This is a genomic window from Pseudomonas nicosulfuronedens (genome assembly GCF_005877905.1).
Taxonomy (GTDB): Bacteria; Pseudomonadota; Gammaproteobacteria; order Pseudomonadales; family Pseudomonadaceae; genus Pseudomonas; species Pseudomonas nicosulfuronedens.
Genome location: NZ_SWDV01000032.1, coordinates 45,012 through 58,476, shown reverse-complemented (window position 1 = coordinate 58,476; position 13,465 = coordinate 45,012). Strand labels below are relative to the sequence as shown.

Here is a 13,465-nt window from a genome sequence, read left to right as displayed (position 1 = left end):
AGCTTCACTCTTGCCCGCGCTCGCTCGGCGGCAGTTCGCAGACACCCAGGCGCTTCGCCGCCCAGCGTTCATAAAGGCCGACGGCGATCTCGGCACCTGCCGCTGCCGTCAGGCTGCCGATAGCCGCAGCGAGGGTCAGCGAAGCGCCGCAAGCCATGGCGAGGAACATCACCGCCATACCGCAGACGATGGAGGCCCCGGAGCGCAACGCCAGACGCCGCAGCAGCCGCCAGCCGCCCAGGCCCGCCTTGTCGGCGCGCCACATTTCACCGCTGATGCCGCCCGCCACCGCGAGCAGGATCAGCCCCCACAAAGGCACGTCGGCCAGGGTCTGAGGTTCGTTGCCCATTGGCTCACCTTGGATAAAGACGCCCGCGAACGGGCGAAACCGGCGGCTATCAGCCAACCGGGGATGAATGCCGGCGTGCTCGCCGGCCACCCGCCGCAACCGGCGGATCAGAAAACGCGGGCATGAAAAAGCCCGGCTCACTGGCCGGGCTTTTCGGGGTTTCGCGTTGTGCTCCCTGGGGACGCACCTTTACAAGAATGACTACTTTTTACCCCCCGATTCCTGCCGGAACAAGGCTTCTCGGGGAATGCGCTGCAATACGCAGATGACACACCGCAATACGTTGTCGAAACACCGAAATCCAGCGTCGGAAATTTCAGAGCTCCTTGTTCATCAGCACGGTGGTGAAGCCGCTGTGCCACTCCTCGTCCGGGTAGAAATCGATCTCCGCATAGCCGTGCTTGCCATAGAAGGCACGCGCCTGCTGGTTGAAGGTATCGGTCTCCAGGCGAATGTGCGCATAGCCCGCGCCAGCGATAGCGGTTTCGGCGTGACGCAACAGAGCCGCACCGATACCCAGGCGCTGGTGACGGGGAGAAACATGCAGGGCATCGATGAAATCGTCGCGCCAGTCGAGCAGGCCGACTACCTCGCCGTCGAGGCAGGCCACTTCGAAATACGCCAGGCGCTCGCGTACATAAGTGGCGGTATGCGCGGAGGACTCGAAGCTCAGGATCGCTTCGGCGCTCAACGCGGGCTTCCAGGTGGCTTCGTAGGTTTCGCCGAGGATGCGCAGGACGGCATCGGCATCCGCGGGTTCGGCACGGCGAATCAGGATAGGTGTCGTCATGGGGCGCGAGCATAACTCAAGGGCGCCCGCGAAAAGCACGAAGCCCGGCGCAGGGCCGGGCTTCGTGTGGGGAATGGAGAAGGTCAGGCGACGCGGCGCATCAGCCGCGACTGGATACTCTGGTGCGCCACATGCAGGCGCAGGTAGAAGGTATTGCGGCTGCAGCGGCAGTGCCGGTACTTCTGCGAAGCCTCGCTATCGCGATTGAGGTAATGCTCGGTGACCACGTCCTTCTGCTCGTCAGGCAGGTGGTTGATGATCAGGTCCAGTTCCGCGACGCGGTCGAGGATCACCTTGCTGCCTCGCGTGCCACGAATCATCTCGCCCTTGTTGGCCATCATCATCGCCAGCAGGTTGCCGCCGGCGTAGCCGCCGCCCGCGCTGCCGGGGTTGTGCATTTCTTCGGCCCAGAGCTTGAGCATTTCATCGATGGGTTTGATCACGGCGTGTCTCCCTGGCGGCTCAGTGCCGCCGCTCGAGTTCGTCGATTGCCTGGCAGTCGATGCAGCGAGTGCAGCCCGGCGCGGCCAGGCGGCGCGCCGGCGGGATGTCGTCACCGCAGTCCTCGCAGTACTCGGCGGAGCTGATGGCCGTCGAGGAGCGGCGGCTGTGCAGCATGTCCTCGATGCGCTCCAGCATCAGGTCATTGGCGTAGTCGGCGATGTCAGCCATGGCACACCTCCGCAGTACCGGTGCGCGTGTGTTTCGGGGGTTGATTCATGAAGGTCCTCCTGGCGACGTACCCTCCGTGGTCGCCGAGCCTTCGGCCGCCTGGGTGGTCAGTCGCGATCTATTCGTCGCGGACACCGACTCATCGGACGGCATCCCTTGCCGGTACGCAGGCGGCGCCTCCCTGGCCCACCCGCGTCCTCCAGCCTGCTGCGCAGGCAACCCACGGCTTCCCTGCCGCAGTGAGGGGGAAGCCGTTCGCTTCCCGTCAGCCGAACCGGTTTTCGTCTCTCCGGTAGCTGCTGGCTTTTATGATTACAACCATAGCTATATTTAGTCAACACCAAAGCTATTTACACGCTACAACCCAGGAGGTAGAGTGCCGCCATGGACAAGACGCCCTCATCGACGCTGGCCGACCGCCTGAAACAGGCGATGGCCTCGCGCAACCTCAAGCAGGAAACCCTGGCCGAAGCCGCCGGGGTTTCGCAGAACACCATTCACAAGCTGACCTCGGGCAAGGCGCAGAGCACGCGCAAGCTGATCGAGATCGCCAGCGCGCTGGGGGTCTCGCCGACCTGGCTGGCCACCGGCGAAGGCACGCCGGCACCGGGCACCAGCGCACCCGCGCCGCGCCCCGCCGACGGCAGCCCGCTGCGACTGGAACCGCTGCACCCATGGGATAGCGACACACCGCTGGACGAGGACGAAGTGGAACTACGCCTGTACAAGGAAGTGGAACTGGCGGCCGGCGCCGGGCGCACTGCAGTGCGCGAGATAGAGGGGCGCAAGCTGCGTTTCTCGTACGCCACGCTGCGCGCGGCGGGGGTCGATCCGGCTACGGCGATCTGCGCCCAGCTCACCGGCAACAGCATGGAGCCGCTGATCATGGATGGCTCCACCATTGGCATCGACACAGCCACCACGCACATCACCGACGGCGAGATCTACGCCCTGGAACACGAGGGCATGCTGCGGGTGAAGTTCGTCTATCGCCTGCCCGGCGGCGGCATCCGTCTGCGCAGCTTCAACCGCGACGAGTACCCCGACGAGGAGTACCCGGCGGAGCAGTTCGACAGCGGGCAGATCCGCATGATCGGCTGGGTATTCTGGTGGTCCACCGTGCGCCACCGCCGCGCACCTACCTTGGTTCGCTGAGCTTCTGCCACAGAAAAAGCCCCGCCTCGGCGGGGCTTTTTCATGGGGGGTGATTGAATAGAAATACAACCTTTGCTATATTTCTATTGTCGCTACAACCGCCGGAACAGGAGAGCCCCATGCAGTCGACCGTAGAAGTCCGCCACGCCCCACGCCCGGAAACCGTGAGCCTGGTCTACCAGATTTTCGGAGATGTCCTGGTGCCGCTGGAGCAAGTGCGCGAGCGCTGGTTCCGCAACCTGAACCGGGAAAACTTCAGCAAGGCGCTGTCCTGCGGGCGCATCGCCCTGCCAGTGACCACGCTGGACGACAGCCACAAGGCAATGCAGTACGTCGCCGTGGATCACCTGGCGGCCTATGTGGAGGAGCGCTCGCAGCAGGCGGACGCCGCCCTCGCCCGGCGCAAGGCGAATCTGCAGGTAGTAGAGGCGCGGCAGGCAGGTTAAGTCCCAGCGTGCAATACATCATGTGCTGTAGGAGCGAGGGGGACGCCATCGTTATTGCTCGCGAACCCTCCCAGCGACGGAGCGGCCGGAAGGCTCTGTTCGCGAGCAAGCTCGCTCCTACGAAGAGCTGCGCCATTGGATAGTCTGTGCGAGAGCTCGCCGCCCCCCACAGCGATTATGCCAGCTGATGCGGTGACTTCACCCGGTACTGCATCGCCGGGCTATGCGGTCAGGCGCGCGGTCCCTATGAAAAGAAAAAGCCCCGTTTGTACGGGGCTTTTTCAGTCAACCGGCAACTCAATCGCGACCATGCACCTTGGCGGTGTGCTCGGCCAGCGCCACGGCGCGGAACATGGCGCGGCGCTTGTTGATGGTCTCTTCCCACTCCGCCGCCGGCACCGAGTCAGCGACGATGCCGCCGCCGGCCTGGACGTGGAGCTCGCCATTCTTGATCACCGCGGTGCGGATGGCGATGGCGGTGTCCATGTTGCCGTTCCACGCGAGGTAACCCACGGCACCGCCGTAGACGCCACGTTTGACCGGCTCCAGCTCGTCGATGATTTCCATCGCGCGAATCTTCGGCGCGCCGGACAAGGTGCCCGCCGGCAGGATCGCGCGCAGGGCGTCCATCGCGCTGAGCTTCTCGTTCAGTTGGCCGTTCACGTTGGAGACGATGTGCATCACGTTGGAGTAGCGCTCGATCACCATCTGCTCGGTGACCTTTACGCTGCCAGTCTGCGACACACGGCCGACGTCGTTTCGGCCCAGATCGATGAGCATCAGGTGCTCGGCGATTTCCTTGGCGTCAGAGAGCAGGTCTTCCTCCAGCGCACGGTCGGCCTCCTCGGTCGCGCCACGCGGGCGGGTGCCGGCGATGGGGCGCACGGTAACTTCGCCGTCCTCGACCCGTACCAGCACTTCCGGCGAGCTGCCGACAACATGGAAGTCGCCGAAGTTGAAGAAGTACATGTAGGGCGTCGGGTTGAAGCAGCGCAGCGCGCGGTACAGGTCGATCGGCGCCGCGGTGAAGTCGATGGACATGCGCTGCGACGGCACGACCTGCATGCAGTCGCCGGCCAGGATGTATTCCTTGATGGTGCCAACGGCGCGCTCGTAGTCCTCGCGGGTGAAGCTGGCGCGGAACTGCGGCTCCGGGGCATTCACGGCGCTGAAGTCCAGACCGCGGCGCGGGGTAATCGGCTGGCGCAGGCGCTCCAGCAGCTCCTCCAGCTGGGCAAGCCCCTGGTCATAGGCGTTGGCCTGCGCCGGGTCGGCGAGGACGATCGCGTGCATCTTGCCGGCGAGGTTGTCGAAGACAACCACCGCGTCGGAGACCATCAGCAGGATGTCAGGATTGTTCAGCGGGTCCGGGTTCGGGCACTGCGCCAGGCGCTGCTCGACGTAGCGCACGCAGTCGTAGCCGAAGTAGCCCACCAGACCACCATTGAAGCGCGGCAGACCGGCAATGGTCGGCACGCGGTAGCGCTCCTTGAACTCCTCGACGAAGGCCAGCGGGTCGGCGCATTCGAAGCTCTCGGTCTCGACGCCGTCGACCTTGATGCTCGCCTGGTGACCGTACACACGCAGCACGGTACGGCTGGGCAGGCCGATGATGGAGTAGCGGCCCCACTTCTCGCCTCCCTGCACGGATTCGAGCAGGTAGGTGTTGGGGCCGTCGGCCAGCTTCAGGTAGATCGACAGCGGGGTGTCGAAGTCGGCAAGGGTTTCGCAGGTCAGCGGAATGCGGTTGTAGCCTTCGGCGGCCAGGCGCTGGAATTCTTCGCGGGTCATGATCAGCCTCGTGGAATGAGGAGGTAACGGACTTGGTTGCACACACGCGCCGGGCGTACCGGCCAAAGGATGTCAGGCGCGCCAGCGCCAGCGGGCCAGGGCCTTGATGACCTTCATCCAAAGTGTGTGGGGAGCCGTTTCCACGGTGCTGTCTCGCTGAGCGGGAGTTGAGGCGGAGTCGGGCAACACTATCGCTTTGCCCGAGTCGAAGCAAGGCAGCAGATGGCGCAGGTCATCGAGCACCAGCGTCGGGGTTTCCTCGGCGATGGGGCGGCCGTGGTTGTAGCCGTAGCTCAGACCCACGCTGCGCACGCCGGCGGCCTTGGCCGCGAGGATGTCATTGCGCGAGTCACCGACGAACAGTGCCTGTTCTGCCGACACACCGGCCATCTTCATCACGAACAGCAGCGCGGCCGGGTCGGGCTTCTGCTGTGGCAGGGTGTCGCCGCCGATGATCCAGCGGAAGAACTTGCCCAGCTTCATCTCGTCGAGCAGCGGGCCGACGAAGCGCTCGGGCTTGTTGGTGATCAGCGCCAGCTCGACGCCGCGCTTCTTCAGCCACTTCAGCGTCTCGATCACGCCGGGATAGACCACGGTCAGCGCGTGGCTGTCGGCGTAGGCATCCATGAACAGCTCGAGGGCGCGCTCGGTGTCTTCCTCGCTGACGCCATCGTGCTCGATGTCATTGGCCAGGGCACGGCGCACCAGCACGCGCGCACCGTTGCCGACCCAGTGACGCACGGCGTCCAGGCCGGCCGGCTGGCGCCCGAGCGCCAGCAGCATCTGGTCCACCGCGGCGGCGAGGTCGGGGACCGAGTCCACCAGGGTGCCGTCCAGGTCGAACATCACCAGACGCGGCAGACCGGCGAACGGCAGTTGTGCAGCGCTCATCACTTGCGCGCCTGCGCCAGCTCAGCGTGCATGGCGCGGATGACCTCGGCGTAGTCCGGTGCATTGAAGATGGCGGAACCGGCGACGAAGGTGTCGGCGCCTGCTTCGGCGATCTCGCGGATATTCTTCACGTTCACGCCGCCGTCGATCTCCAGGCGGATGTCACGGCCGGAGGCATCGATCAGCGCCCGGGCTTCGCGCAGCTTGTCGAGGGTGCCGGGGATGAACTTCTGCCCACCGAAGCCGGGGTTCACGCTCATCAGCAGGACCATGTCGATCTTGTCCATCACATACTTCAGCGCGTCCAGCGAGGTGGCCGGGTTGAACACCAGGCCTGCTTTGCAGCCGCCGTCCTTGATCAGTTGCAGGGAACGGTCGATGTGCTGGGTGGCTTCGGGGTGGAAGGTGATGTAGGTGGCGCCAGCCTCGATGAAGTCACCGATGATGCGGTCCACCGGGGAAACCATCAGGTGCACATCGATGGGCGCGGTGACGCCGTACTTGCGCAGGGCCGTACAGACCATCGGGCCGATGGTCAGGTTCGGCACGTAGTGGTTGTCCATCACGTCGAAGTGAACGATGTCGGCGCCGGCGGCGAGCACCTTGTCGACGTCCTCACCCAGGCGGGCGAAGTCGGCGGACAGGATCGACGGAGCGATGGCGTAGGGTTGCATGGCGCACCTCTATGGGCGAAATCACGGATGGCGCGCATTGTAGCCGCTCACGTAGGCCGAAGGGCATCTCTGCGATGACCGTGCCGATAGTCGAGGCGGAAAGTTCACGAACGAGGCGGGAAATGCGAGAACGCAGGAAAAAGATCGCGGATCGATCCCGCCGCCGTGGGTGAGCACGACGACGGAACCGTCCGCGAAACACTGTGAATCAGGAAGTCGGTGCGGTGCGCAGTTTCTCGCTGCGGCCGCGCAGCCACTCGAGGGTCAGCAGGAGCAGGACGGAGAAGCCGATCAGCAGGGTCGCCGCAGCGGCGATGGTGGGGCTGAGGTTCTCGCGGATGCCGCTGAACATCTGGCGCGGCAGGGTGGCCTGCTCGGGGCCGGCGAGGAACAGGGTCACTACCACTTCGTCGAACGAGGTGGCGAAGGCGAACAGCGCACCGGAAATCACACCGGGAGCGATCAACGGCAGGGTGACCTTGAAGAAGGTCAGCACCGGCGGCGCACCCAGGCTGGCGGCGGCGCGCACCAGGTTGTAGTTGAAGCCCTGCAGGGTTGCCGACACGGTGATGATGACGAACGGCACACCCAGCACCGCGTGGACGATGATCAGCGAGATGTAGCTGTTGCCCAGGCCCAGCGGCGCGAAGAACAGGTAGCTGGCCACGCCGATGATCACCACCGGCACGACCATCGGCGAAATCACCAGGCTCATGATCAGCGCCTTGCCGCGAAAATCGCCGCGGGTCAGGCCGATCGACGCCAGGGTGCCGAAGACCATCGCCAGCACGGTAGCCGCCGGGGCAACGATGATGCTGTTGGTCAGCGCTCGCATCCACTCGGCAGAGTTGAAGAAGTCGGCGTACCAGCGCAGGGAGAAACCCTGCAGCGGGTAGACCAGGAAGGTGCCGGAGTTGAACGACAGCGGCACGATGACCAGTACCGGCAGCACCAGGAACAGCAGGATCAGGCCGCAGAGGATGCGCAGGGTGTAGAACCACACGCGCTCGACCGGGGACATGTAGGGGCTCAGCATCTTCTTGTTCTCCTCATCAGCCCAGGCGCAGGCGGCTCGCGCCCACCAGCCAGCCATAGATCACGTAGAGCACCAGGGTGGCGAACAGCAGCAGGCCGCCCAGGGCCGTGGCCATGCCCCAGTTGATGGTGGTGTTGGTGTAGAAGGCGACGAAGTAGCTGACCATCTGGTCGTTCGGGCTGCCCAGCAGCGCCGGGGTGATGTAGTAGCCGATCGACAGGATGAACACCAGCAGGCAACCGGCGCCGACACCGGCCACGGTCTGCGGGAAGTAGACCTTCCAGAAGCTGGCGAACGGGTGGCAGCCCAGCGAAATCGCGGCGCGCATGTAGCTGGGGGAAATGCCCTTCATCACGCTGTAGATCGGCAGGATCATGAACGGCAGCATGATGTGGACCATGGAGATGTACACGCCGGTGCGGTTGAACACCAACTGCAGCGGCTGGTCGATCAGGCCCATCTTCAGCAGCGCGCCGTTGATCAGGCCGCCCGACTGCAACAGCACGATCCACGCGGCGACACGCACCAGGATCGAGGTCCAGAACGGCAGCAGCACCATGATCATCAGCAGGTTGGACTTGCGGGTCGGCAGGATCGCCAGCAGGTAGGCCAGCGGGTAGGCCAGCGCGAGGCAGATCAGGGTGATCACCGCGCCCATCCAGAAGGTGCGGGCGAAGATGTCCAGGTAGATCGACTGGTCGGGCGTGGCGCGGGCGATCTCGCCCAGGTCATCGATGCGGTGATCCAGCGCCGCCAGCAGGTAATAGGGAGTGACGGAGCTGGCGTTGCGACGGATCGCCTGCCAGTAGGCCGGGTCACCCCAGCGCTCGTCGAGGGCTTCCATGGCGTCCTTGTACGACGCCGGCTGCTCCTTGAACGGCAGCGCGCGGGCGGTCTTGGACAGCAGGCTGCGGTAGCCGGCCAGCTCCATGTTCAGGCGCTTGGACAGGTCACCGATGGTCTGGTTCTTGCGCGCAGCGACCAGGTCTTCGCTCAGCGCCTTGTACACCTCGTCCGAGGGCAGCGACTTGCCGTCCCAGGCGGAAATGGCGTTGACGGTCAACGGCATGGCGCCGACGACTTCGGGGTTGTTCACGCTCTTGTAGAGCAGCGCCGCGATGGGCACCAGGAAGGTCAGCAGCAGGAAGACCAGCAGGGGCAGCACCAGCGCCTGGGACTTCAGACGGTTCATCCGCTCCGCGCGCGCCAGGCGCTGCTTGAGGGTGGGGCCGGCGACCTCGTTCAGAGACACAGCGGTGGCCATAGCGAACTCCGGTAAAACAGGCCGCCTTAGGAGCGGCCAAGGTGTGGTGTCAGGAGGAGCCGCCGCGAGGGGGGAGCGGCGGTTCCGGTCCGCCGCGGCTCGGGTAGCCGCGACGGCAAGGGACGGCTGCTTACTTGGCAGCCCAGGCGTTGAAGCGCTGTTCCAGCTGCTCGCCATAGTCAGCCCAGAAGGTCACGTCCATGCCCACCTGGCCCTGCATGTTTTCCGGGGTGGTCGGCATGTCCTTCAGCAGGTCCTTGCTCAGCAGCGGTACGGCGTTCTTGTTGACCGGGCCGTAGGCGATGTTCTCGGAGTAGGTCTTCTGCTGCTCGGGCTGGACCGAGAAGGCGATGAACTTCAGGCTCTCGTCCTTCTTCTTGGCGCCTTTCGGGATGGCCCAGGCGTCGAAGTCGTAGATACCGCCGTTCCAGACGATCTTCAGGTTGCTCTCTTTCTGCACGGCGGCGATGCGGCCGTTGTAGGCGGAGCTCATGACCACGTCACCGGAGGCGAGGTATTGCGGCGGCTGGGCGCCAGCTTCCCACCACTGGATGTTCGGCTTGATCTGGTCGAGCTTCTTGAAGGCGCGGTCCTGGCCTTCTTTGGTCGCCAGCACCTTGTAGACGTCCTTGGGCGCAACGCCGTCGGCCATCAGGGCGAATTCCAGGGTGTACTTGGCGCCCTTGCGTAGGCCGCGCTTGCCCGGGAATTTCTGGGTGTCCCAGAAATCGGCCCAGCTGGTCGGCGCGGTCTTTAGCTTGTCGGCGTTGTAGGCCAGCACGGTGGACCACACGAAGAAGCCCACGCCGCAGTTGCTCACGGCGCCCGGCACATAGTCTTCGGCCTTGCCAAGGATGGCCGGGTCGATCTCTTCGAACAGGCCTTCGTCACAGCCACGGGCCAGTTCCGGCGATTCGACTTCCACCAGGTCCCAGGAGACGCTGTTGGTGTCGACCATGGCCTTCACCTTGGCCATCTCGCCGTTGTACTCGCCGGCAACGATCTTGTTGCCGGTGCTCTTCTCGTAGGGGCCGTAGAACGCCTTCACCTGGGCGTTCTTGTTGGCGCCGCCGAAGGACACCACGGTCAGGTCGGTGGCGGCCATGGACTGGGCCGCGAAAGCCACGCCCAGAGTCAGCGCTGCGAGTTTGAGCCCCGATGCTTTCAAGGACTTCGACATTATTGTTGTCTCCACAGTGTGCAGGTTTGTTTTTCTTGGATGCGTCCGGGAGTGGCCGGGCCGCGCTGTTACGCCGCGGACAGTGGGTCGAGCGCGCGGACGTGCTCGACTTCCCAGCCCAGCGGAACCACGTCGCCAACACTGAGCGCGGGATCGAGCTCGGCGATCGGCTGTTTGACGAAGAAATCGGTACGGCCGCAGACCTCCAGGCGAATACGCACGTGGTCACCCAGGTAGATGAACTCGGCGACGCGGCCGGAGAAGCGGTTCGCGCAGTTTTCGCTGTGGCCGTTCAGGCGCACGCGCTCGGGGCGGATCGACAGGCTGACGGTGTCACCGACGTTGCCGACGTTGACCGCCAGCGCCTCGACCTTCTCGCCGCGGGCCAGGCCCACGGTGCAGCGGTCGCCATCGCGTGCCTGGAGCTGGCCGGCGATGCGGTTGTTCTCGCCGATGAAGTTGGCGACGAAGGAGTTGCGCGGGTGCTCGTAGAGCTCGGCGGGCGGGGCGATCTGCTGGATCTCGCCCTGGTGGAACACCGCCACGCGGTCGGACATGGTCAGGGCTTCGCCCTGGTCGTGGGTCACGTACACCACGGTCACGCCCAGGCGCTGGTGGATGTGCTTGATCTCCATCTGCATGTGTTCACGCAGCTGTTTATCCAGGGCACCCAGGGGTTCGTCCATCAGCACCAGTTGCGGCTCGAAGACCAGCGCGCGGGCCAGGGCCACACGCTGTTGCTGGCCACCGGAGAGCTGGGCGGGATAGCGACCGGCAAAGCTGTCGAGCTGGACCATGGACAGCGCGCGCTTCACCCGCTCACTGACGTCGGTCTTGCTCATGCCTCGCACGGAGAGCGGGAAGGCCAGGTTCTCGGCCACCGTCATGTGCGGGAACAGGGCATAGTTCTGGAACACCATGCCGATGTCGCGCTTGTGCGGGGGGACGTTGTTGATGGCGCGGCCGGCGAGCTGGATTTCACCGGCGGTAGGAGTTTCGAAACCGGCCAGCATCATCAGGCTGGTGGTCTTGCCGGAACCGGAAGGTCCCAGCAGTGTCAGGAATTCGCCTTTGCGAATGTCCAGATTGAGGTCCTTCACGATGAGGGATTCGCCGTCGTAGCTCTTCTGCACGCCACGGAAACTCACCAGCACATCGTTTGCCTGATTCTCGGCCATCACCGCACCTTTGTTTTTTTGTAAATGCCGTTGATCTCAAGCCTAGAGAAGCTGGAACGGCACGCAAATCGGGCGGTATGAGAGATTGCTATAAGGCTTAGAGAGGATGCTTTGTAGGGATCGCCCTACAAGATCCAGGGAAACCGACTGCCGACCAACCTGTGGCCGGCAGCCCGTCGATCAGCGCTTGGCCCAGGCCTGGAAGCGCTGCTCCAGCGCGTCGCCGTGCTCGGCCCAGAACGCCACGTTCATGCCCACGGCATTGGCGATGTTCTGCGGCGCGGTGGGCAGGTTGGCGGCCACGTCCGGCGCCAGCAGCTCCACAGCCTTGCGGTTGGTCGGGCCGTAGGAAATATTCTCGGCGAAGGCCTTCTGCTGCTGCGGCTGGCCGGCGAAGTTGACGAACTGCTCGGCCAGTTCCTTCTTGAACACGCCCGAGGGCAGCGCCCAGAAGTCGAAGTCGTAGATGCCGCCGGCCCAGACCATGCGGAAGCCCTTCTGCTCGGCCTGCGCAGCGGCGATCCGGCCGTTGTAGGCGGAGCTCATCACCACAGTGCCGTCGGCGAGATCACGCACCGGATCCTGGCCCGACTTCCACCAGTTGATGCTTGGCTTCAGCTCATCGAGCTTGCGGAAGGCGCGGTCGACGCCGTCGTTGGTGGCGAGCACCTTGTAGACGTCCTTGGGCGCGACACCGTCGGCCATCAGGGCAAATTCCAGGCTGTACTTGGCGCCCCAGCGCAAGCCGCGCTTGCCGGGGAATTTCTTCGTGTCCCAGAAATCCGCCCAGCTGCTGGGCGTGCCCTGCAGCTTGCTCTGGTTGTAGGCCAGCAGCGTGGTCCAGACGAAGATGCCGACGCCGCACGGCTGCACCGCGCCGGGAACGAAATCGGCGGTGTTGCCCAGGGTTTTGGGATCGAGCTTCATGAACAGCCCTTCCTCGCAACCGCGCGCGAGCTCGGGGGCCTCGACCTCCACCACGTCCCAGGACACATGGCTGATTTCCACCATGCGCTTGAGCTTGGCCAGGTCGCCGTTGTAGGAGCCGTGTACGACGGCGTTGCCAGTCACTTCCTTGAACGGCTTGTAGAAGGCCGCTTCCTGCGCTGCCTTGTTGGCGCCCCCGAAGGAGATCACCGTGACGTAGTCCGCCAGCGCCGGCATCGCAGCGCTCCCCAGCAGGCCGAACAGCAGCCCTCCCCTTACCGCTCGCAACATCTTCTTCTCCTTGTTATCACGACGTACTGCATGAAGCCGGCAATCATTCCCTGCCTCACGCCCGCTAGATAGACGGTGTGTTACAGAAATCGGACACGTCGCACAGAGTGGAGGGAAAATTCAGATGGCCATCTGCCGCAGATCAAAACGGCAGCGGGGAGCGATCAGACGAGCTTGTGTTCCATGGCGTAACGCACCAGGTCCGCCACGGAGTTGGCATTGAGCTTCTGCATCAGCCGCGCCTTGTGGGTGCTGATGGTCTTGCTGCTCACCGCCAGTTGCTGGGCGATCTCGTTGACGCCCTCGCCCTGCACCAGACGCTCGAACACCGAGAATTCGCGCTCGGACAGCAGCGCGTGGGGCGGGCGCGAATCGGTGAGACCGACTTCGAAGACCATGCGGTCGGCGAGGTCGGGGTCGATGTAGCGGCCGCCACTGGCCACCTTGCGGATCGCCGTGAGCAACAGCGCCGGATCGCTGTCCTTGGTGGCGTAGCCGGCGGCGCCGACCTTCAGCGCACGGGCGACCATCTGCACCTCGTCGTGCATCGACAGCATGAGGATCGCCGGCGGGTTGTTCAGCGCGCGGATCCGCGGGATGGCTTCCAGGCCGTTGACGCCGGGCATGGAGATGTCCAGCAGGACCACTTCGCAGGGCGTCTGGCGCAGGGTTTCGAGCAACTGCTCGCCGTTGGTGGCCTCGCCCACCACCTGCAGGTCCTTGGCCATGCCGATCAGTTGCTTGATACCTTCGCGCACGATCGTATGGTCTTCCGCCACCAGCACTCGAATCACCGCCCTTCCTCCCGATCCACTCTTGTC

At 64.5% G+C, this 13,465-nt stretch carries 15 protein-coding genes; 2 read left to right on the top strand and 13 right to left on the bottom strand.

Translation table 11 applies throughout. From position 1 onward, the window contains the following. Positions 1-4: 4 nt before the first annotated feature. The 4 genes from FAS41_RS22420 to FAS41_RS22405 all read right to left on the bottom strand — a co-directional run bounded on the left by FAS41_RS22420 (position 5) and on the right by FAS41_RS22405 (position 1,811). Positions 5-349: a phage holin family protein gene (locus FAS41_RS22420; protein WP_024763586.1), complete on the bottom strand. Its 345-nt coding sequence runs from the start codon at positions 347-349 to the stop codon at positions 5-7. Between the two features lie 316 nt (positions 350-665). After that, positions 666-1,139, bottom strand: a complete 474-nt coding sequence (locus FAS41_RS22415) for a GNAT family N-acetyltransferase (RefSeq protein ID WP_138525613.1) — start codon at positions 1,137-1,139, stop codon at positions 666-668. An 83-nt stretch (positions 1,140-1,222) separates the two neighbouring features. Continuing rightward, positions 1,223-1,582 (bottom strand): PA0613 family protein, encoded by a 360-nt coding sequence (locus FAS41_RS22410; RefSeq protein ID WP_045212666.1) that lies wholly within the window; start codon positions 1,580-1,582, stop codon positions 1,223-1,225. 19 nt (positions 1,583-1,601) lie between these two features. After that, entirely contained in the window at positions 1,602-1,811 is a 210-nt protein-coding gene (locus FAS41_RS22405) for a TraR/DksA C4-type zinc finger protein (RefSeq protein ID WP_138525612.1), read from the bottom strand. Positions 1,812-2,195: 384 nt separating this feature from the next. Between FAS41_RS22405 and FAS41_RS22400 the strand changes: the two genes are divergently transcribed. Beyond that, on the top strand, positions 2,196-2,966 hold the full coding sequence (locus tag FAS41_RS22400; RefSeq protein ID WP_138525611.1) for an XRE family transcriptional regulator: 771 nt from the start codon (positions 2,196-2,198) through the stop codon (positions 2,964-2,966). A 119-nt stretch (positions 2,967-3,085) separates the two neighbouring features. After that, complete coding sequence (locus tag FAS41_RS22395) at positions 3,086-3,412, top strand: pyocin activator PrtN family protein (protein WP_138525610.1); 327 nt, start codon at positions 3,086-3,088, stop codon at positions 3,410-3,412. Between the two features lie 297 nt (positions 3,413-3,709). Here the strand turns inward: FAS41_RS22395 and trpE are convergent, their stop codons facing one another. The 9 genes from trpE to FAS41_RS22350 form a co-directional block, all read right to left on the bottom strand. Next, a complete protein-coding gene (gene trpE / locus FAS41_RS22390) occupies positions 3,710-5,203 on the bottom strand; it encodes an anthranilate synthase component I (protein WP_138525609.1) in 1,494 nt (497 codons plus the stop codon). Between the two features lie 72 nt (positions 5,204-5,275). After that, positions 5,276-6,094 (bottom strand): phosphoglycolate phosphatase, encoded by an 819-nt coding sequence (locus FAS41_RS22385; protein WP_138525608.1) that lies wholly within the window; start codon positions 6,092-6,094, stop codon positions 5,276-5,278. Beyond that, on the bottom strand, positions 6,094-6,768 hold the full coding sequence (rpe, locus tag FAS41_RS22380; RefSeq protein ID WP_088420343.1) for a ribulose-phosphate 3-epimerase: 675 nt from the start codon (positions 6,766-6,768) through the stop codon (positions 6,094-6,096). The genes FAS41_RS22385 and rpe overlap by 1 nt, the downstream gene beginning before the upstream one ends. Before the next feature lie 208 nt (positions 6,769-6,976). Then, positions 6,977-7,804 (bottom strand): ABC transporter permease, encoded by an 828-nt coding sequence (locus FAS41_RS22375; protein ID WP_054908041.1) that lies wholly within the window; start codon positions 7,802-7,804, stop codon positions 6,977-6,979. A gap of 16 nt (positions 7,805-7,820) precedes the next feature. Beyond that, positions 7,821-9,068 (bottom strand): ABC transporter permease, encoded by a 1,248-nt coding sequence (locus FAS41_RS22370; protein WP_138525607.1) that lies wholly within the window; start codon positions 9,066-9,068, stop codon positions 7,821-7,823. Between the two features lie 130 nt (positions 9,069-9,198). Continuing rightward, positions 9,199-10,248: an ABC transporter substrate-binding protein gene (locus FAS41_RS22365; protein ID WP_138525606.1), complete on the bottom strand. Its 1,050-nt coding sequence runs from the start codon at positions 10,246-10,248 to the stop codon at positions 9,199-9,201. A gap of 68 nt (positions 10,249-10,316) precedes the next feature. Continuing rightward, entirely contained in the window at positions 10,317-11,426 is a 1,110-nt protein-coding gene (locus FAS41_RS22360; protein WP_138525605.1) for an ABC transporter ATP-binding protein, read from the bottom strand. Between the two features lie 180 nt (positions 11,427-11,606). Further along, positions 11,607-12,644 (bottom strand): ABC transporter substrate-binding protein, encoded by a 1,038-nt coding sequence (locus FAS41_RS22355; RefSeq protein ID WP_138525604.1) that lies wholly within the window; start codon positions 12,642-12,644, stop codon positions 11,607-11,609. A 164-nt stretch (positions 12,645-12,808) separates the two neighbouring features. Then, complete coding sequence (locus FAS41_RS22350) at positions 12,809-13,438, bottom strand: response regulator (protein WP_138212997.1); 630 nt, start codon at positions 13,436-13,438, stop codon at positions 12,809-12,811. Positions 13,439-13,465: the final 27 nt, after the last annotated feature.

Bases quoted from the DNA above. Each gene is read 5' to 3' on its own strand.
- FAS41_RS22420 (WP_024763586.1), bottom strand. From the start codon at position 349: ATGGGCAACGAACCTCAGACCCTGGCCGACGTGCCTTTGTGGGGGCTG.
- FAS41_RS22365 (WP_138525606.1), bottom strand. From the start codon at position 10,248: ATGTCGAAGTCCTTGAAAGCATCGGGGCTCAAACTCGCAGCGCTGACT.
- FAS41_RS22395 (WP_138525610.1), top strand. From the start codon at position 3,086: ATGCAGTCGACCGTAGAAGTCCGCCACGCCCCACGCCCGGAAACCGTG.
- FAS41_RS22355 (WP_138525604.1), bottom strand. From the start codon at position 12,644: ATGTTGCGAGCGGTAAGGGGAGGGCTGCTGTTCGGCCTGCTGGGGAGC.
- FAS41_RS22360 (WP_138525605.1), bottom strand. From the start codon at position 11,426: ATGGCCGAGAATCAGGCAAACGATGTGCTGGTGAGTTTCCGTGGCGTG.
- FAS41_RS22375 (WP_054908041.1), bottom strand. From the start codon at position 7,804: ATGCTGAGCCCCTACATGTCCCCGGTCGAGCGCGTGTGGTTCTACACC.
- FAS41_RS22400 (WP_138525611.1), top strand. From the start codon at position 2,196: ATGGACAAGACGCCCTCATCGACGCTGGCCGACCGCCTGAAACAGGCG.
- FAS41_RS22370 (WP_138525607.1), bottom strand. From the start codon at position 9,068: ATGGCCACCGCTGTGTCTCTGAACGAGGTCGCCGGCCCCACCCTCAAG.
- FAS41_RS22385 (WP_138525608.1), bottom strand. From the start codon at position 6,094: ATGAGCGCTGCACAACTGCCGTTCGCCGGTCTGCCGCGTCTGGTGATG.
- FAS41_RS22405 (WP_138525612.1), bottom strand. From the start codon at position 1,811: ATGGCTGACATCGCCGACTACGCCAATGACCTGATGCTGGAGCGCATC.
- trpE (WP_138525609.1), bottom strand. From the start codon at position 5,203: ATGACCCGCGAAGAATTCCAGCGCCTGGCCGCCGAAGGCTACAACCGC.
- rpe (WP_088420343.1), bottom strand. From the start codon at position 6,768: ATGCAACCCTACGCCATCGCTCCGTCGATCCTGTCCGCCGACTTCGCC.
- FAS41_RS22415 (WP_138525613.1), bottom strand. From the start codon at position 1,139: ATGACGACACCTATCCTGATTCGCCGTGCCGAACCCGCGGATGCCGAT.